This is a genomic window from Cyanobium sp. Tous-M-B4 (genome assembly GCF_024345395.1).
Taxonomy (GTDB): Bacteria; Cyanobacteriota; Cyanobacteriia; order PCC-6307; family Cyanobiaceae; genus Cyanobium_A.
This window is the reverse complement of record NZ_JAGQBA010000004.1, coordinates 84444-102631: the sequence shown is the minus strand read 5'-3', so window position 1 is coordinate 102631 and position 18188 is coordinate 84444. Positions and strand designations below refer to the sequence as shown.

The 18188-nt window shown below is 62.9% G+C and carries 15 protein-coding genes; 3 read left to right on the top strand and 12 right to left on the bottom strand.

Going from position 1 to position 18188, the window contains the following annotated elements:
• Window positions 1–2: 2 nt before the first annotated feature.
• From KBY73_RS09010 to KBY73_RS09000, 3 genes are read right to left on the bottom strand one after another with little or no spacing between them, the layout of a single operon-like run.
• Window positions 3–275 (bottom strand): DUF4090 family protein, encoded by a 273-nt coding sequence (locus KBY73_RS09010; protein WP_254931395.1) that lies wholly within the window; start codon window positions 273–275, stop codon window positions 3–5.
• A 49-nt stretch (window positions 276–324) separates the two neighbouring features.
• The gene (metH, locus tag KBY73_RS09005; RefSeq protein ID WP_254936758.1) at window positions 325–4011 is read right to left on the bottom strand and encodes a methionine synthase; all 3687 of its coding nucleotides are present in this window, start codon (window positions 4009–4011) and stop codon (window positions 325–327) included.
• A 5-nt stretch (window positions 4012–4016) separates the two neighbouring features.
• Window positions 4017–4934 (bottom strand): branched-chain amino acid transaminase, encoded by a 918-nt coding sequence (locus tag KBY73_RS09000; protein WP_254936757.1) that lies wholly within the window; start codon window positions 4932–4934, stop codon window positions 4017–4019.
• Between the two features lie 85 nt (window positions 4935–5019).
• On the opposite strand from KBY73_RS09000, the gene cobN reads away from it, so the two are divergent.
• Entirely contained in the window at window positions 5020–8748 is a 3729-nt protein-coding gene (cobN, locus tag KBY73_RS08995) for a cobaltochelatase subunit CobN (protein WP_254936961.1), read from the top strand.
• Between the two features lie 19 nt (window positions 8749–8767).
• Here the strand turns inward: cobN and KBY73_RS08990 are convergent, their stop codons facing one another.
• The 7 genes from KBY73_RS08990 to KBY73_RS08960 are packed head-to-tail and all read right to left on the bottom strand — an operon-like array spanning window position 8768 to window position 14906.
• Complete coding sequence (locus KBY73_RS08990; RefSeq protein WP_254936756.1) at window positions 8768–9310, bottom strand: hypothetical protein; 543 nt, start codon at window positions 9308–9310, stop codon at window positions 8768–8770.
• Between the two features lie 29 nt (window positions 9311–9339).
• Window positions 9340–10047 (bottom strand): PHP domain-containing protein, encoded by a 708-nt coding sequence (locus KBY73_RS08985; RefSeq protein WP_396096876.1) that lies wholly within the window; start codon window positions 10045–10047, stop codon window positions 9340–9342.
• Window positions 9998–10588 (bottom strand): protoporphyrinogen oxidase HemJ, encoded by a 591-nt coding sequence (hemJ, locus tag KBY73_RS08980; protein ID WP_254936754.1) that lies wholly within the window; start codon window positions 10586–10588, stop codon window positions 9998–10000. Before hemJ ends, KBY73_RS08985 begins: the two co-directional genes overlap by 50 nt.
• A 43-nt stretch (window positions 10589–10631) precedes the next feature.
• Window positions 10632–12143: a cryptochrome/photolyase family protein gene (locus KBY73_RS08975; RefSeq protein ID WP_254936753.1), complete on the bottom strand. Its 1512-nt coding sequence runs from the start codon at window positions 12141–12143 to the stop codon at window positions 10632–10634.
• 2 nt (window positions 12144–12145) lie between these two features.
• The gene (locus tag KBY73_RS08970; RefSeq protein ID WP_254936960.1) at window positions 12146–12409 is read right to left on the bottom strand and encodes a hypothetical protein; all 264 of its coding nucleotides are present in this window, start codon (window positions 12407–12409) and stop codon (window positions 12146–12148) included.
• 44 nt (window positions 12410–12453) lie between these two features.
• A complete protein-coding gene (uvrC, locus tag KBY73_RS08965; protein WP_261349707.1) occupies window positions 12454–14415 on the bottom strand; it encodes an excinuclease ABC subunit UvrC in 1962 nt (653 codons plus the stop codon).
• Complete coding sequence (locus tag KBY73_RS08960; protein WP_254936752.1) at window positions 14412–14906, bottom strand: flavin reductase family protein; 495 nt, start codon at window positions 14904–14906, stop codon at window positions 14412–14414. Before KBY73_RS08960 ends, uvrC begins: the two co-directional genes overlap by 4 nt.
• 65 nt (window positions 14907–14971) lie before the next feature.
• Between KBY73_RS08960 and coaD the strand changes: the two genes are divergently transcribed.
• Both coaD and KBY73_RS08950 read left to right on the top strand, forming a co-directional pair.
• Window positions 14972–15457: a pantetheine-phosphate adenylyltransferase gene (coaD, locus tag KBY73_RS08955; protein ID WP_254936751.1), complete on the top strand. Its 486-nt coding sequence runs from the start codon at window positions 14972–14974 to the stop codon at window positions 15455–15457.
• A gap of 8 nt (window positions 15458–15465) precedes the next feature.
• Window positions 15466–16338: a hypothetical protein gene (locus KBY73_RS08950; RefSeq protein ID WP_254936750.1), complete on the top strand. Its 873-nt coding sequence runs from the start codon at window positions 15466–15468 to the stop codon at window positions 16336–16338.
• Here the strand turns inward: KBY73_RS08950 and dacB are convergent.
• A complete protein-coding gene (gene dacB / locus KBY73_RS08945; RefSeq protein ID WP_254936958.1) occupies window positions 16335–17645 on the bottom strand; it encodes a D-alanyl-D-alanine carboxypeptidase/D-alanyl-D-alanine-endopeptidase in 1311 nt (436 codons plus the stop codon). The two genes, KBY73_RS08950 and dacB, sit on opposite strands and share 4 nt — an antisense overlap.
• 1 nt (window position 17646) lies before the next feature.
• Window positions 17647–18186, bottom strand: coding sequence for a DUF4330 domain-containing protein (locus KBY73_RS08940; protein WP_254936749.1), 540 nt, complete (start codon window positions 18184–18186; stop codon window positions 17647–17649).
• Window positions 18187–18188 lie beyond the last annotated feature (2 nt).

The following is an 18188-nucleotide window of genomic DNA, read 5'->3' as shown; positions in this document are numbered from 1 at the left end:
GCTCAGGAGTAGAAAAAAGCAATCTCCTTAGCTTTCAAGCCATCCCATCCGGCAGCCTTAAGCCGGGCATCAAGGCTGGCTTGGTCAAAATGCTTCGAGCCTGTCTTGACGATGCGATTGCGCATTGATTTCTTGACGCCGCTGCGGGCCCGCTGGCTTTCCAGATCCATCACCTCCGTGTAGAGAGCGATCATCTCTGAGGGGATCGGGGTGCCATCCAGGTCGATGCCCGAGGCGATTGCGGCATCAACGCCGCCAGGTCCGGCAATGGCCATAGCCGTTTTGCAAGGTGATTGGCCAGGCTAGAAGCCGCCGCCCCCCTGGTCAGGCGGAGAAGTAACGGGCTTGGCTGTTTAGGGCCACCAGGGCAGTGGTGCTCTGCTCTGGTTCGAGTTGGTCGCTCTCATCCATCGACAGACCAATCCGCTCAGCACCGAGCCAGGCGAGCTGCTGACGGGAGTCGGCCACGTTTGGGCAGGCGGGATAACCAAATGAATAGCGGCTACCGCGATAGCGCTGGGCCAGCACGTCGCGCAGCGGCATCGCGGCGGGGTCAGCAAAGCCAAGCTCACGCCTGATGCGCGCATGCACCCATTCGGCCAGAGCCTCAGCCATCTGGACTCCGAGTCCATGGAAATAGAGGTAATCGGTGTATTGATCGGCTTTGAAAAGCTGCTGGGCAAAGCTGGTGGCGCCTTCGCCCATGGTTACGGCTTGCATCGGCAACACATCGGTTGGCAGCGACGAGCCATCGGCTGAGATAACGAGATCGCGGTAGAAATCAGCGATGCAATAGCGGTTGCCTGAGCGCTGGCGGGGCAGTTCAAAGCGTCCTAGTTGTTGCTGGCGCTTAGCAGGATCAAACAAGACCACAGCGTTGCCACTACGGCCGCAGGGGAAATAGCCGTAGGCCACCCTGGGTGAAAGCAGGCGCTCCTCTAGACAGCGCCCCATCCATTGCTGCAGAACAGGCTCCGCCTTCTCGGCCAGCATTGCTTCGTAGTCTTCGCGGCTCTGCTGCTGGGTCTTACGCAGCTGCCACTGGCCCGCAAACAGGGCGTTGCGATCTAGGTAGGCAAATACTTCCTGCAGGTCGATCTCATGCTCAGTCAAAACCTGGCTACCCCAAAAAGGTGGCTCAAGGGCGCTCTCTTCGGCCACAGCCGTAGAGCGCTGATCATTTGGTTCGGCGCTGACAGTAGCTTTTGAAGTGGTTTTTGTAGTGGCTTCTGTAGTGGAAATAGCTACGGCTGCAATTGCACCATCCGCCTTGGCAGACTCTTCTGCGGGGGGCTCAGGGGAAGCGATGCCAAGCCCCTCCGGAATCGGTCCAAGGAAACCCTGAAGGTCGTCCCAGGCACCGGCTGCTTTTGCTTCCATCAGGGCGTCCATGAAACGCAGGTCGGCAAATGCGTCGCGACCGTAGATAACCTGACCTTGATAGGCGGCCCGGCAATCACCATTAACAAACCTAGGCGTAAGGGCTGCTCCGCCAAGTATTACCGGCACAGCAATACCAGCCTGATTAAAGGCTTCCAGATTATCTTTCATGAAGGCAGTCGACTTCACCAGCAGGCCACTCATGGCGATGCAGTCGGCCTGATGCTGCTGCTGGGCATCGATAATAGCCTCGCAGCTCTGCTTGATGCCTAGATTGACAACCTCATAGCCGTTATTGGTGAGAATAATATCTACAAGATTTTTGCCGATATCATGCACATCACCTTTAACAGTGGCGATCAGGAATTTACCCTTGGCCGAGCTTTCTCCCTCGGCCGTTTCCATGTGGGGCTCTAGATGGGCTACCGCAGCCTTCATGGTTTCAGCGCTCTGGAGTACGAAGGGCAATTGCATCTGGCCGGAGCCGAAGAGTTCGCCCACCACCTTCATACCGTCGAGCAAAAAGGTATTGATGATCTGCAGTGGCGGGTAAGTAGCAAGCGCTTCGTTTAGGGAGGCATCAAGCCCAATTCGCTCACCATCAATGATGTGCTGCTTGAGACGCTCCTCCACCTTTAGGTCGGCAAGAGAAGGGCCTGAGGCCCTAGCCTCCTTGGCGCTCACCCCTTCAAACAAGGTGGTGAGAACGGTCAGAGGGTCGTAGCTGCAAATAGAACCCGGCTCATTGGTCTCAAAGCGACGCCGGTCGTAGATCAGATCGCGGCACACCTGCTGATGCTCTGGACTGATCTTTGCTAGGGGCAGAATTTTGGCAGGACTAATGATCGCCGCATCCATGCCGGCTTCGCAGCAGTCGTGCAGAAATACCGAATTGAGCACGATCCGGGCCGCCGGCGACAGTCCAAAACTCACGTTGCTGACGCCCAGCACCACATGCACCCCTGGTAAGTCGGTGCGAATGCGGCGAATTGCCTCAATCGTGGCCGCACCATTAAGCCGATCTTCCTCAATGCCCGTGGATATCGGTAGGGCTAGGGGGTCGTAGAAAATCTCATGAGCAGGAATTCCAAACTCAACCGCGTCTCGGTAGGCGCGCTGGGCGATGGCAAATTTGCGCTCCGCTGTGCGTGCCATTCCCTCTTCATCGATGGTGCCCACGACCACCCCGGCGCCATAGGCCTTGGCAAGCTCCAGCACCTTGAAGAAACGCTCATCACCATCTTCATAGTTGGTGGAATTGAGGATGCATTTACCACCGGACACCTTGAGCCCGGCCTCCATCTTCTGCCACTCAGTGGAGTCAAGCATCAACGGCAGGTTGACGTTGGTGACAAGACGGCTCACCAGCTCATGCATGTCCCGTTCACCATCGCGACCGACGTAATCGACGTTGACGTCGAGCACGTGGGCGTTCTCCTTCACCTGACCCCGCGCTACTCCCACTAAGCCATCCCAATCCTCCTCAGCTAGCAGCTCGCGCACTTTCTTGCTGCCGCTGGCGTTAAGTCGCTCACCAATGATCAGGAAGGAATTGTCCTGGTAATAGGGCGTGGTGCTGTAGATCGAGGCCGCGGCAGGCTCACCCTGCAGCAGGGGGCGTGCGTGCTGGGTCTGGGGGGTGCGGACAGGTCGAGCAGCTGGATGCAGCTCGGCTGCCAACTCGGTCAATGCGGCGATGTGGGCAGGGGTGGTGCCGCAGCAGCCACCGATCACCTGCACACCTAGATCTTCAACGAAGTGCAGCAACTGCATCTTCATTTCGAGCGGTGTCAAGCGGTAGTGGGCTACACCGCCGATGTTCTCTGGCAGGCCGGCATTGGGGATACAGCTCACCACAAACGGACTGTGCTCGCTCAGATAGCGGATGTGCTCCTTCATCTGCTCCGGTCCCGTGGCGCAGTTGAGCCCCAACACATCAATCGGGAATGGCTCCAGGATTGCCACCACCGCAGCTATATCGGAGCCGACCAACATTGTGCCGGTGGTCTCCATCGTCACGCTCACCATCAACGGCCGTCGCTGGCCGGTCTTGGCGAAGGCGTCCTCAATGCCCTGCAGGGCCGCCTTGATCTGCAGCACGTCCTGGCAGGTCTCGACAATAAATAGATCCACATCTCCCGCCAGCAGCCCTTCGGCCTGCTCAGCAAAAGATGCCTTCATCGTGTCGAAGTCGATGTGGCCCAGGGTCGGCAGTTTCGTGGTCGGCCCCATGGAGCCAGCCACGAAGCGCGGCTTCTCTGGGGTGGAGTAGGCAGCGGCCACTTCGCGGGCCAGCTCTGCGGCCCTCTTGTTGAGGGCAAAGGTCTGGTCGGCGATGTCGTATTCAGCCAGCACTAGCGAGGTGGCCCCGAAGGTGTCGGTTTCGATCACATCGCAGCCCGCCTCCAAAAACTGGCGATGCACTGCCTGCACCGCATCGGGACGGGTGAAAACCAGATTTTCATTGCAGCCCTCAAGGGCAGCGCCGCCGAAATCATCGGGGCCCAGATCCATCTGCTGCAGCGAGGTGCCTGTCGCACCGTCGAACACCAGCACCGGCCGCTCAGGCCCATGCAGGCGCTCAAGAAAGCCGATTCGCTGAACCGGCTGGGGTGCTACTGCCGCAGTCATGTTGATCAACCGTCTACGCGAATCCGGGTTACCCAGTGGTCATAGGCGGAATCGCGGCCTTCCGTGATTGCCGTTAGGCGCTCGCGAATCGCGGTCATTACCGGCCGCTGGCCAGGCATGTCGGTGGTCTCCACCCGGCGCACCGGAGTGACCTTAGCGGCGGTGCCACTGAGGAACACTTCATCGGCCACAAACAGCTCGCTCTTATCGACAGGACGCTCCAGGGTGGGGATGCCCATGGCCTGGGCCAGTTCCAGCACGCTGGCCCGGGTGATGCCTTCAAGGATGTCCTGATCAACCCCGGGGGTGATAAGTACGCCATCTCGAACAATAAAAAGATTCATGCCGCTGGCTTCACTCACCTTGCCGCGACTATTGAGCAGCAGGGCCTCATCAAAACCGCTTTTTACAGCTTCTGTCTTGGCCAGGGAGCTGGTGATGTAAGCGCCACTGATCTTGCCGCGCAGGGGCAGGGAGCGGTCTTCCTGGCGGGTCCAAGAGGAGATGCGGCAGCTCACACCCTCCGGAGAGAGGTAGTCGCCCAGCTCCAGTCCGTAGATGAGAAAGTCGGTCTCAATGTTGTGCAGCCGGGGTGCGATACCCAAATCACTGGTGTACACAAACGGGCGCAAATAAACCGGGCAGGTTGGTTTATTTGCCCGCAAGAAGGTCACGATCGCGTCGTGAATGGTTTCTTCGGCTAGCTCAGTGAGCAGCAACCTGGCACTCTGGCTGAGGCGGCGGGTGTGGCGATCGGCGCGGAAAAGCAGAATCTCAGCCGGGTCGCTGGGATTGGGCAGGGCCCGCATGCCGCCAAAGGCTCCAGTGCCGTAGTGGAGGGCGTGGGTGGCCACCGACAGGGTGGCTTCGGCAAAGGGCACGCATCGGCCACCGAACCAGGCGTAGGGCAGGAACTGGTGCATGGTGAGGGCGAAGCGGGCTGTGCTGGCGCGGCGGCCTTGGGCCGAGTTGAACCGATCTTCTCACCGCAGCAAGCAGGATGGGGCGATGCATCGCTTGGCATCGGTACCTGGGGGAGGAGCAGCAGCCGATATCGGCGCTCTGGTGGAGCAGCCTGCCGCGCCTGTACTGCTGCTCAGTAGTGCCGACACCGACCTGCTGGCGATTGACCAATTGCTTGAGCGGGAACCTCAGCTGCTGACAGCGGAGCTGCGCGGCCTAAACCTGGCTGCCCTGGCTCACCCGGCCCAGATCGACCACTACCTCAATTCCACGGTGCGCCACGCCCGGCTTGTGGTTGTGCGATTACTGGGGAGCAGGGGCCACTGGAGTTACGGCTTAGAGCAGCTCCAGAGCTGGGCAGGCTCAGCCCCTGAGCGGCAATTGCTTGTGCTGGCTGGCACGGCTGATGAGGAGCAGGTGCTGGCGGAGCTGGGCACTGTCGCCCCTGAATTAGCAATCGGCCTGGCCCGCTGCCTGCGGCAGGGGGGACCGGCCAACCTGCGCCAGGTGCTGCAGGTATTGCAGGGTCTGCTTGAAGGTCGGTCCCCAGCGCCGCCACGAGCCGAGCCCCTCGCCGATCCACTACCCCATGACTGGCAGCAGGAGCAAGGCCCTCGCGTAGGCGTGATCGCTTACAGGGCCCTGCTGCAGGCCGGTGACCTGGCCATGATGGACGCCACCCTGCTAGCCCTGCGCCAGGCGGGACTATGCCCGCGGGCGCTGTGGGTAAGCGGCCTACGGGATCGGGCGGTGCAGCGGGGTGTGGCCGACCTGCTGCAGCGGGAAGGAGTTCAGGCCGTGTTGTGCAGCACCTCCTTTGCCTCTGTGCAGTTTGAGGAAGCCGGACTAGGGGCGCCGCTATGGGAGCAACTCGGTGTGCCGGTGCTGCAGCTGCTTTGCAGTAGCCAGCCCCGCAGCCGCTGGCAGACCAGCAGCATCGGCTTGGGCCCAACCGACCTCACCCTCCAAGTGGCCTTGCCAGAGTTGGACGGGCGGCTCACTACCCGCATTGGCGCCTTTAAGGAGACCGTGGGTGCCAGCGAGAGTCTTGCCTCGGCCCTGCAGCGCTACCAACCGGATCCGGAGCGGCTGGCCTGGATCGCCCAGCTCTGTGCCAACTGGATCCGCCTGCGCCAGACCCCAGCCGCCGAACGCCGAGTTGCGCTTGTGCTGGCCAATTACCCAACCCGCAACAGCCGCCTCGCCAATGGTGTTGGACTCGATACGCCGGCCTCAACGGCCTTGATATTGCAGTGGCTGGCCGGGGCTGGCTACAAGCTGGAGGGTCGAGTGCCTGTCGATGGCGAGGCCCTGATCCAGATGCTGCTGGCTGGACGCAGCAACGATCCGGAAAGCGAGCACCGACCCGCCCTGACCCTGCTGCCCCTTGCCAGATACCAGGCCTGGTATGCCTGCCTCCCCAGCGAGGGCCGCCAAAGGCTCGAGGCGGTGTGGGGGCCGCCTGAACTCGATGTCGCTCTGGTTAGCGCCGCCGGAGCTGCAGCCGGCTTCCCGATCCGGGGCTTGCAGCTGGGGCATGTGAGCGTGTTGATCCAGCCTGACCGCGGTTACGACAGGGATCCGGCCCTCAGTTACCACAGTCCTGATCTGCCCCCAACCCATGCCTACCTGGCCCAATACCTCTGGCTACGCCAAGAGTTCGGCGCCGATGCGGTGGTGCATGTGGGCAAGCACGGCAATTTGGAATGGTTGCCTGGCAAGGGATTGGGGCTGTCCGCCAGCTGTTTTCCGGAGTGGGCCCTAGGGCCGCTGCCTCACCTTTATCCCTTCATCGTCAACGATCCAGGCGAGGGCTCCCAGGCCAAGCGACGCAGCCAGGCAGTAATCCTCGATCACCTGACACCGCCCCTCGGACGGGCGGGCCTGCATGGGGCGCTGCAACGACTTGAGGTTTTGCTGGATGAGTATTGGGAGGCATGTCAGCTCGGCAGTGAACGGGCCGGCCCCCTGCGCCAGACCCTGGCCGAGCAGCTCGAGAATCTGGAGCTACCCCTCGGCGGCGGCGCGGAGCTTGATAGCCGGCTCGATGCTGCCGATGGCTACCTCTGCGAGCTCAAGGAGGCCCAGATCCGTCTAGGGCTTCACACCTTCGGCACCTTGCCGGAGCCCGGTCGCCTGGCGGAGTTGCTGCTCTGCTTGGCCCGCTGTCCGTTGGCAGCGCAACCCGGCCTCACCCAGGCCCTGGCACAAGACCTCCAACTCAGCTTCGACCCCTGGGGCGATGAAGACGGCAAGCCCCTGGCCCAGGCTGACCAGCAACGGCTCCAGGCCGCCTTTGGCGGAGAGCTGCCGCGCCTGGTGGGAGATGGGGTAGCGCTGTTGGAGGCGCAAGCTCTGACCCTGGTGGAGCAGGAGCTGGCCGGTGAGCAACCAAGCCAAGCCAAGCCTTCGCCATTGCCTGGACCCAGGCTGCAGCAGGCGCTGATGCACCTGCGCCAGGCCCTGATGCCCCCACTACTGGCCTGCGGCCGTGCCGAGCGGGAAGCCTTCCTGCGGGGCCTGGAGGGCGAGCGCATTGCCGCAGGACCCTCCGGCGCCCCCACCCGCGGCCGACCAGACCTGCTGCCAACGGGGCGCAATTTTTACAGCGTCGACCTGCGCGGGCTACCCACTGAAGCGGCCTGGGACCTGGGCCGACGCAGCGCCGAACTGCTGCTGGAACTGCACCTACAGGAGCAGGGGGAGCACCTGGGCAGTTTGGCCCTCTCGGTTTGGGGCACGGCAACGATGCGCAATGGCGGCGAAGACATCGCTCAAGCCCTAGCCCTTCTTGGCGTACGACCGGTTTGGGATGGACCCACCCGCCGCATGGTGGATCTGGAGGTGATTCCCCTCAGCCTGCTGGGCCGTCCCCGGGTGGACGTGACCCTGCGCATCTCAGGACTGTTCCGCGACGCTTTCCCCCAACTGGTGGGGTGGGTTAACCGGGCCACTGAACTGGTAGCCGCTCTAACCGAGCCAGAAGAAGACAACCCCCTCGCCGCCGCCTATCGCCGCGAAGGCCACAGCGCCCGCGTCTACGGCTCAGCGCCAGGCGCCTACGGAGCAGGACTGCAGGGCCTGATCGACAGCGGCCACTGGGAGGAGCGGGCTGACCTGGGCGAGGCTTTTTTGAACTGGAGCAGCTGGCGTTACGATAGCCAGGCCGGGGCTTCTGGGCAGGCTGAAATCGAAGCCCAGGCCGACCGGAGCGGCCTGGAGCAGAGGCTGAAGGCGGTTCAGGTGGTGTTGCACAACCAGGACAACCGGGAGCACGACCTGCTCGACTCCGACGACTACTACCAGTTTCAGGGAGGCTTGAGTGCGGCTGTGGAGCGGGTCTCAGGGCAGCGCCCAGCGCTTTGGTTTGGCGACCATTCCCGAGCTGCCCGGCCTCGGCTGCACCGGCTGGAGCGGGAATTTGACAAGGTTCTGCGCAGCCGCGTACTCAACCCCCGCTGGATCGAAGCGATGAAAGGCCACGGCTACAAAGGCGGCTTCGAAATGGCTGCCAGCCTCGATTATTTGTTTGCCTACGACGCCAGTACCGGCCGAGTCCCTGACTGGGGCTACGGCGCCATCTGCGACCAGTGGCTCGGGGATCAGACAGTGCGTGATTTCCTGGTGCAGAGCAATCCCTGGGCCCTGCGCGACATGGCTGAACGGCTACTGGAAGCCCACAACAGGGGTCTATGGGAAGGGGCACAAAAAAACCAGCTGGAGCAGTTGCGCCAGCTGGTTCTTGACAGCGAAAGTCTAATTGAGCAGCGCTAAGGAAACCCAGCCAGGTTGTTTAGCTATTGAGATCTCTGACCATCTGCTTGAAGGGATCAATGGCGCCAGCTTTGCCGCTGGCCTGCTGGCTGATCTGGGGCTGGCTCTGGCCCATGGCGCCAGCTTGAGCCTGCTCCTGCTTGATCGCTGCAATACCACCAGGCACATTCACGCCCATGGCAGAACCCTTCTTGCGCTGATCAAGCTCCGCCTGGGACATGGTTTGGGCGAAGGTCTTCTTGACAGGTTTTGGGATACCGCCGGTGAGATCAATGGCTTGTTCAGGCTGGCTGCTCTGGCCACCCAAGCCTTCCGAGACCCGCTCCAGCCGCGACTCCATCGAAGCCACCTCAGCCACCATCTCCTTATTGCCGGGGCTGTCAGCCGTGCCCGGGAAAGTGCGGCGAATGGTGTTGGAGCGCCGCATGAAATCAACGTTGCCCATGCTGCTGGAAGCGTCAGCATCGAGGAAGAAGGATTCGACCTCCTTCTTGGGCTGGGGGGTCTTCGGGGCGGTGGCGTTGCCGGTGCGGGTAGCGAACAGGCGATCAAACAAACCCATCGTCTGCCAGGGGTAAGCGTTAGCAAACCCTAGCGGCCGAGAAGCGCTAGTCCATGGGTATCGGTACCGCAACTCATCAAAAGACCACGTTGCTGCAACTCAGCGGCAATCGCATCGCACACCAGAGGCGTTGGTGTCCAGCGCGGCTGCATCTGGTAGTCGTACCACGCCTCGGCGCCATCAAAACCGAGACGATCGGCTGCGGCGATCAACCGCTGGAAGGGCAGGCGATAGCGGGCGGGATGGGCAAGCAGCAGCAGGCCCCCCGCTTGGTGCCCCGCTTCCAGCACCGCCTCAGCCTGGAGCGCTGGCCCCACCAGCGCCCGCCCCTGCAGATAGGGCTCAAGGCTGGGGTGATCGGCATCAAAACCAAGAACCAGCACATGCACCAAACAACCCTCGAGTAAGCAGCTGATTTCCACCCCTCGCCAGAAGCTGGGCACGGCACGACCCTCGCTAGCCGCCGCCTCAAACACCTCCATGGCAGGCCCGTGGGCGGCCAGGCTGTGGTGATCGGTGATGGCCAGGTGCTCCAGGCCGAGGTCTAGGGCCTGCTGGGCCAGCTCAAGGGGGCTCAGGCTGCCGTCGCTGCAGATGGTGTGGCAGTGGAAATTGACCCGACTAGGGCAGCAGGCCGGCGTCAGCTGACGGAGCACCTGCCGCAAGGGGTGATCAGGCACCGGGGGATCAGGCACTCGGGGATAACCGCTCCGCCCGCAGCCGCCGCCAGCGGGCATAGAACTGAATCGAAGCGGCCATGAACACCACCAAGGCCACGATGAACCAGGTGGCAGCACCAGTGGGGAATTGGTTTTTGAACACCACCAGCATCACCACGATCACCAGCAGCAGGGTGGGAAGCTCGTTTAGAGCCCGCAATTGCTTAGGGCTCCAGCTGCAGACTCCCCTGTTGAGCTGGCCCATCAACAAATAGCAAAAGGCGTGGTAGGCCAGCAGGGCAGCCACGAAGGCCAACTTGGCGTGCATCCAGCCCTGCTGCAGCCAGGCGGGATTCACGCTCAGCAAGCCAGCCGCACATACCAATGCGACCACCATGCCGGGGGTGGTGATGATGTTGGCCAGACGGCGCTCCATCAAGCCGTACTGAGCCTGGAAAGCCGGCCGCAGGGACTCCTCCAGCTCCTCAGCCTCGCGGTGATAAATGAACAGCCGCACTAGATAGAAAAGCCCGGCAAACCACACCACCACCCCCACGATGTGGAGAGTCTTGAACCAGAGGTAGGCCTCGGCGGGCCAGCTCAGGGTCAATAAAGGCATGGCGGCAATTCAAGCAGGGGCTCACAAGCTAGGGCTGAAGCGGTCAGTGGGCTGAAGCGGTGGCCCGGATCGCCGCCAGCTCGTCGGCGGGGATCTTCTCTAGCTGCTTCATCACCAGCCCCATGCGGTGATTGCGGCGCAGACCCTCTTGGTTCCGAGCCAGGAAATCCCAATAGAGCGAGTTGAAGGGACAGGCATCCGCTCCAGTGCGCTGCTTCGGGTTGTAGCGGCAGCCCTTGCAGTAGCTGCTCATCCGATTGATGTAATTACCGCTGGCGGCGTAAGGCTTGCTGGCCAGCATGCCGCCATCGGCAAACAGCCCCATGCCGAGCACGTTGGTTTGCATCACCCAGTCGTAGCCGTCAACAAACATGCGGTGAAACCAGGCGGTGAAGGCCTGGGGATCGAGGCCGGCGATCAAGCCGTAGTTGGCTAGCACCATCAAGCGCTGGATGTGGTGGGCGTAGCCGTTGAACTCAAGCTCGGCCAGCACCGTGTCCATGCAGGCCATGCCACTGCCGCCCAGCTGCTCCAGCCACTCGGGCAACGGACGATTAGCGCCGAAGTGATTTCGGGCGGGATAGTCGGCGCCAAACCACCAGTAAAGGCCGTGGGTGTATTCGCGCCAGCCCAGGATCTGGCGAATCACCCCTTCAAGGCAGGCAAGGGGCGTACCCCGCTCCAGGCCTGCCTGCTCCAGCCGGCGGATCACCTCAAGCGGTTGCAACAGGCCAATGTTGAGATAAGGGGAGAGCAGGGCGTGCCACAGGGTGGGCTGGCCGCTGACCATGGCGTCCTGGAAGGGGCCAAAGCCATCGAGCCGCGTATCGATGAAATGTTCCAGCACCGCCAGCGCCTGGCTGCGGGTAACTGCCCAGCCGAACGGCGCACTAATCCCTGGTAAGCCAGGTTCTGCAGCGGCCTCAAGCTCCTGGGCCAGCTGGTCCACCTTGGCAATCACGGCCAGGGTGATTGCATCGGGCTCAAAGACCAAGGGCTCTGGCCCCACCAGCCCCTTGGGCGGTGCCTTGCGATTCTCCTGGTCGTAGTTCCACTGGCCACCAAGCGGCTGGCCGTCATCGCTCATCAGCACGCCAAAACGCTTGCGGCCCTCCCGGTAGAACAATTCCATGCGCAGCTGCTTGTAGGGAGCAGCCCAGGCGCCGAAATCATCCCGGCTCCATAGAAAGGCATTGGAGAGGTGCCACACCAGGGGCGCAGGCAGGGGCAGCTGTTCAATCGCTTCACGAAAGGGGCGCTCGGCTGGCTCCATCAGGTGCAGCTCGCTGATCTCGTGCTCAGCCAGCCAATCCTTCAGCGCCTCAGCAAAGGTCGGGGACTCAAGCAGGTCTACCGTCCACCCCCGCTGGCGCAACTCGGCCGCGAAGTGGCGCATGGCACTCCACACCAGCACCAGCTTCTGGCGGTGATAGCGGCGTTGCTGCAGCACCGAGCTGCTCTCAATCAGCAGCACCCGGGCGGTTGCGGGGGTGTGGGCAGCCAAAGCTGCCTGGAGGGGGTCCAGCTGGTCGCCCAGCACCCAGATGCCAATCACACTTAGGCCTCCCCAGCCAGACGGCAGGCACGGCGGGCTACGGCCGCGGCATAGCCCCGCTCCACCGGACCAGCCAGGGGGCTGAGCACCCCATTGCGGCAATCCACCACCAGACGCTCATGCTGACCCTGCTGGTCGTTTACCCGCAGCCGCAGCTGCCAGTGATGCTTAGCGCTGCGGTGGATCTCATCACCACAGACGGGCCCAACGCAGATGCCGGGGGCGCCAAGGGCCGGCGGCGTTAGGGCAGGTGAAAAAAACAGCATCAGCCCCAGGGCCAAGGGCAGTAGCAGCAGGGAAGCCAGACGCCTCAACTGGCCAACTCCTCGCCGGCGGGCTCGTCACTCGGATGAAAGTAATCCCACACCTGGCGGGCCAGGGCCGGCCCCACTCCCGGGGCAGCGGCGATCTGCTCTGGACTGGCCAACTGGATGGCATCAATCGAGCGGAAGTGGGCCAATAACTCCTTGACCCGTTTCGGTCCCAGGCCGGGGATATCGGAGAGACGCGAGCGCTTCATCCTCTCGCCCCGCTGCTGGCGATGGAAGCTCACAGCGAAACGGTGGGCCTCATCGCGCAGGCGGCGCAGGAGCTGCACACCCAGCTGGTCGGGCTCGCTCTCCAGGGGCTGCTTGGCCCCTGGCATAAATACCTCCTCCCGCTGCTTGGCCAGGGAACACACCACCAGCTCTTCGTGCAAATTCAGCTCCCGCAGGGCCTCCATCACCGCCGAGAGCTGACCCTTACCACCGTCGATCATCACCACATCGGGCCAATCATTGAGGCCAGCGGTGTGGAGGGTGGTGTTGGTGGCCCGCCTGAGCTCGCCCAAGTCGGCACCCTCGGCCTTGGCCTGGGCCCAGCGGCGGAAGCGGCGGCGCATGATCTCGGCCATGGCCATGAAGTCGTCGGAGTGGCCGGAGCGGATCGAGCTGCTTTGGATCTTGTATTTGCGGTAGTGCTGCTTGGCCGGCAGACCATCGATAAACACCACCTGGGAGGCAACGGCGTCGCTGCCCTGGATGTGGCTGATGTCGTAGCCCTCGACGCGACGGGGGGGGGTTGGCAGCTCCAGCAGCTGGGCCAGGTCTTCAGTGGCCAGCAGTTGCTGCTCGGCGCCACGCTGGGCCCGCTGCAGCTCGTAGCTGGCATTGCGCTCCAGCAGCTCGATCAGATCGGCTTTCTGCTGCCGTTGGGGCACGGCAAGTTTCACCTTGCGGCCGCGGCGCTCCGCCAGCCACTCCTCAATCAGGGGCTGCTGGGGTAAGGCGTGCTGCAGCAGCAGCTCGGGGGGAATCTCCACCGGCTCCACCTGGCTGTAGTGCTCCTCCACCACCCGCTGCAGGATGCGGCCGGGCTCCAAAGGCTGGCCATCGGCGCCTACGGCATCAGCGGTGAAGCCAAGCCGCCCCACCAGCTTGCCGGCCCGCATCTGGAACAGCTGCACCGCCGCCACCCGCTCATCCGCGGCTAATGCCACCACATCACGGCTCACCGAGCTGTCGCCGAGGCTCATTTTCTGGTCAGCGGTGAGGGTGTCGATGCCCTGCAGCTGGTCGCGCACCCGCGCGGCGCTCTCGAAGTCAAGCCGCTCGGCGTATTTACCCATCTGTTCATTCAGCAGCTCAAGCAGCTCCTCGTTGCGCCCTTGAAACACCATCGCCACCTGGCGCAGGGTGAGGTGGTAGGCCTCGGAGCTGATCTTTTCCTGGCACACGCCTGGGCAGCGGCCGATGTCGTAGTTGAGGCAGGTGCGCTCCCTGTAGAGCGGCTGGGGTCGCTGGCGCAGCGGAAAAACCCGCTTCACCAGGGTGAGGGTGCGGCGCAGTAAGCCCACATCCACATAGGGCCCGTAAAAGCGATCCAGGGGCGAGCGAAACCGCCGCCGCCGGGTGATGAAGATGCGCGGGTAGGCCTCACTCCAGGTGATGCAGAGATAGGGATATTTCTTGTCGTCTTTCAGCAGCACATTAAAATGCGGCTGGTTCTGCTTGATCAGGTTGGATTCAAGCGCCAGCGCCTCGGCTTCACTGTCGGTGACGATGAATTCGATCTCACACACCTGGCGCACCATCAGGGAGATGCGCGGGCTGTGGCCATGGCCGCTACCACTTTGGAAATAACTGCGCACCCGATTGCGCAGCACCTTGGCCTTGCCGATATAGAGGATGCGATCGCTGGCGTCGCGCAGCAGATAGCAGCCCGGCTCGGAGGGCACCTCCTTAAGCCGGACCTTGAGGCGTTCGGGTTGCTGCAGCAGGGGCAAGCTCAACCGCCGTATTGCCAGCCGGTGCTGCCGATCTCAAGGGCAGCACCATCGCGGTGCAGGGTGGCCGTCTTCACTTCGCCCACAAACACGGTGTGGTCGCCATGGGCCACCTGACCCACCAGCTCACATTCCACCGCCCCCAAGGCGTTGTCGAGAATCGGCAAGCCCAGCTCACCGAGGCTGAAGGGTGCTGCATCGAAGCGACCGCCCATGCCTTTTTGGGGTTTGAAGAAAACTGCGGCCAGGTCCTTCTGGTCAGCGGCAAGCACGTTCAGGGAAAATTTCTTGGTGCGCTGAATGATGCCGTTGCTGGTGCTGTCGGCCCGCACAGCCATCACCACCAATGGCGGCTCAAAGGAGCCCTGGGTCACCCAGCTGGCGGTGAAGCCATTGACCTCATCCCCCTCAGCTACGCCGCAGATGAACACGCCATGGGGAATTTTGCGCAGCAGGGTTTTCTTGGCTTCAGCGTTGAGGGCGGTGTTAAGGGCCATGGCGGCAAGGGCTCGGGAAACTACACCCACCCTAGAAACGCCCCGGGCACCCATAGGCTGGCCCGATGCGCGCCCTCTACCCCGGCAGCTTCGATCCCCTCACCCTGGGCCACCTCGACCTGATCGAGAGGGCAGCACGCCTGTTTGATGGCGTGGTGGTGGCCGTGCTGCAGAACCCCAGCAAACAGCCGGCCTTCAGCCTCGAGCAGCGACTGGAGCAGATCGGCACTGCCACGGCCCATCTCCCGGGGGTTGAAGTGGGCAGTTTTGATGGCCTCACCGTCGATTTCGCCAGTCGTTGCCAGGCCCAGGTGATTCTGCGGGGCCTGCGGGCCCTGAGCGACTTTGAATTCGAATTGCAGATCGCCCACACCAACAAAAGCCTGGCCCCCCAGGTGGAAACCCTGTTTCTGGCTACTGCTGTGCACCACAGCTTCCTGAGCAGTTCAGTGGTGAAGGAGGTGGCTCGCTTTGGCGGCGATGTGCGTCACATGGTGCCCCCCGGAGTGGCGGAAGACCTGTGCAGGCTTTTTAATCGGGCATCTGTTTAGAGCTGTACATGGCCGAGCCCACCATCACCGTGCTGGATCAGCTCGATCAGCTGGAGGAGATCGTGCTGGAGGGCAGCCGCATTCCGTTCAGCGGCGGAAGGCTGGTCAATGAGCAGGACGCCATTGAAGTGATGGATGCCCTGCGGGAATCGTTGCCAGGCCAGCTGCAGCAGGCCGTAGCTCTAATCCGCCAGCGTGAGGAATTTATTGGCCAGGCCCGCCAGCAGTCCGACGAAATTATTGCTGCTGGCAAAAGGGAGCGGGAGCAGCTGATCAACTCTGCCGCCATACGTCAGGAGGCGGAGCGGCAGGTGGGTGAGCTGCGGGATCAGGCCCGCCAGCAATGCGAGCAGCTGATGTTGCAAGCCCGCCAGCAGGTTGCCCAGGCTGAACAGGAGCACCAAGCCCGCATGGCCCAGATGGAGCAGCAATTTGCGCTCCGTCGTCAGCAGCTCGAACAGGAAACAGCCGAGCGCAATCGCCAGCTGCTCGAACAGCACGATCGCAATCGTCAACAGGCGATGGCTGAACTTGAGCAGATCCGCCAAGAGGGAGTGAGGGTGCAGCGCGATAGCCAGGCAGAAGCGGAGCGGGTGCACAACGACGCCCTGCAGTTCCGCCAGCAGACCCAGCAGCAATGCGACGCCCTTGTGAGCCGCAGCCGCCAGGAGTCGGCCGCCATTCAAGAGGGTGCCAACCGCTACGCCGAGCAGGTGCTGGGCGAACTCGAGGGCAGGTTGAAGGAGATGAGCCAGGTGGTATTAGGAGGCCGCCGCGAGCTGGTGCGACTCCAGGGGCCAGAAGCCACCGCACCAGCTGGCGAGGAGACGCCGGGTCGCCGCCGCCGGGTCGCAAACACTCTCAAGCAGTTAGCGGGCTAGGGGGGGCACAGCTGGCTGTTTTGCGCTTGACGCAGCACCCTGCCAATAGTGACGTTGGGCGAACTGGCGCCATTGCTAATGGCGCTTACGTAGCGGGGCCCGGCCCCCGTCATCAGCACGCCACTGATGGAGCGCACACCGCTGATCGTGCCTGTTTTGCCATAGAACTGTCCCTGCAGGGGTGTGCCCACATAAAGGTTGCGCAAGGTGCCCCGCTGGCCCGCAACCGCCATCGACGCCAGATAGGCGCGGCCGTAGGGGTGCTGATCCATGCGCAAAAGCAACGCAGCCAAGAAGCGGCTGGTGAGTCTGTTGGCGCGGTCGAGGCCACTGCCATCGGCAACTCGAACCCCCTGCATCGGCAGGCCCTGTTCGGTGAGCCAAAGCATCTGAAGCTGGGCAGCTCGGGCCAAATCCCAGGTGCCAGCCCCCTGTCGCAGCAGTACCTCGGCGGTGAAATTGTGGCTTTCGGTGTTGGCCAGGCTCAGCAGGTTGTGCATCGGCGCCGATGGCTCCTGATGCAGCAGCACCGCATCACCGGGCAGGGGGGCGCGGGACGAGACCAGCGACACCTGCACCTTGGCTCCCCGCTGAACCATGGTTTTCTGCAGCAGGGTCTGCAGCCGCGAAGGCGGATTCATCACCGCCTCGTTAATTGCATTGCTGGTGACAGCTAGCCGGGTGATCGGGGCGCCGTAGGCGTAGTAGCGATCGTCCGGGTGCCAACCTTGGGGCCACCAGGCCTGGCGTGGCTCCTCGGCGATCTGCAACCGCACCAGCGAAGGCGTCTCACCACTGCTGCCACCCGATCCCAGCGCCAACATGGCGAATCGCTGCAGCTGGGGCAGGGCCAGGTCGGGGTCACCCTCACCGGTGAGTCGGAAGCTGCCATCACCCAGCCGCCAGAGCTGGGTATTAAGTCGATAGTCAGGGCCCAATCTGTCCAGGGCATAGGCCGTGCTCACCAACTTCTGGTTGGAAGCTGGAATGCGGGGCCGGTTGCCGTTGAGGTCGGCCAGCAGGCGGCCCTGCCCATCGGCAATGGTGATGCTCCACACAGAAGCCTCGCCAGCCACGGTGGCAAGCAGCCGCTGCTGCAGGGCCGGACAGCTCAGCTGAGCCTGCAGCTGGGGCAGGCCAACCGGTGGGGGCAGGGGCGGTAGGGACGCCAGGGGCACCTGCTGGGCCAAGGGCACCTGCTGGGCCAAGGCAGTGGCTGGCCCAACCGCCAAAACGAGCCCAAGGGCATGCACACCAGAAAGGCGCAGCAGAAGCTGACGCTTAGCAGGGGTTTTGAGAGGGGCCATCTCAGCCACCTCCAACCTGGAGGCCGCTAACCGTGCCGCCAACGCGGAACTGCTCCCCCTCAATTTCCACTGGGGCACCAATCTTGAGGGTTTGGTTACCAAAAACCACACCACCAGCACTCTTGCGGCCCTGGCCCTGGAGCACAAAACGAGCATCGAGGCTGCCCAGAGTTGCCTGGTTGGGGTCAACAGCCGTCACCACCGATCCGTTGGGTTGGACCGCCACCAGGCGTCGCTGCAGGGGCAATACCCGCTTGAGCGCCACCGAGCCATGGGGCTGGTTACGGATCACGATTGCAACCTTGCCCTCCTCCTGGGCGGCCTGAATCAAGGCCCCGGGATCAGCCACCGGCACACCTCGCACATCCACCAGCACGGTGACTGGGGTGAGGCCACCGGTGGCCTGAGCCACCGCTCCGCTCAGCTTGGGGCTCCAGATCACCCCTGCGGCAGCCAGGAGCACCGCAAATCCGGCGCCGATGTCAACAAGGCTCCAGGAGCGTCCTTTTGCTGCAGGGCTTTGGTCGCTCTCGGAAGCCATCG

Coding starts and splice junctions, on each gene's coding strand:
- KBY73_RS09010 (WP_254931395.1), bottom strand. CDS start 275: ATGGCCATTGCCGGACCTGGCGGCGTTGATGCCGCAATCGCCTCGGGC.
- metH (WP_254936758.1), bottom strand. CDS start 4,011: ATGACTGCGGCAGTAGCACCCCAGCCGGTTCAGCGAATCGGCTTTCTT.
- KBY73_RS09000 (WP_254936757.1), bottom strand. CDS start 4,934: ATGCACCAGTTCCTGCCCTACGCCTGGTTCGGTGGCCGATGCGTGCCC.
- cobN (WP_254936961.1), top strand. CDS start 5,020: ATGCATCGCTTGGCATCGGTACCTGGGGGAGGAGCAGCAGCCGATATC.
- KBY73_RS08990 (WP_254936756.1), bottom strand. CDS start 9,310: ATGGGTTTGTTTGATCGCCTGTTCGCTACCCGCACCGGCAACGCCACC.
- KBY73_RS08985 (WP_396096876.1), bottom strand. CDS start 10,047: ATGCCCGCTGGCGGCGGCTGCGGGCGGAGCGGTTATCCCCGAGTGCCT.
- hemJ (WP_254936754.1), bottom strand. CDS start 10,588: ATGCCTTTATTGACCCTGAGCTGGCCCGCCGAGGCCTACCTCTGGTTC.
- KBY73_RS08970 (WP_254936960.1), bottom strand. CDS start 12,409: ATGCTGTTTTTTTCACCTGCCCTAACGCCGCCGGCCCTTGGCGCCCCC.
- KBY73_RS08960 (WP_254936752.1), bottom strand. CDS start 14,906: ATGGCCCTTAACACCGCCCTCAACGCTGAAGCCAAGAAAACCCTGCTG.
- coaD (WP_254936751.1), top strand. CDS start 14,972: ATGCGCGCCCTCTACCCCGGCAGCTTCGATCCCCTCACCCTGGGCCAC.
- KBY73_RS08950 (WP_254936750.1), top strand. CDS start 15,466: ATGGCCGAGCCCACCATCACCGTGCTGGATCAGCTCGATCAGCTGGAG.
- dacB (WP_254936958.1), bottom strand. CDS start 17,645: ATGGCCCCTCTCAAAACCCCTGCTAAGCGTCAGCTTCTGCTGCGCCTT.
- KBY73_RS08940 (WP_254936749.1), bottom strand. CDS start 18,186: ATGGCTTCCGAGAGCGACCAAAGCCCTGCAGCAAAAGGACGCTCCTGG.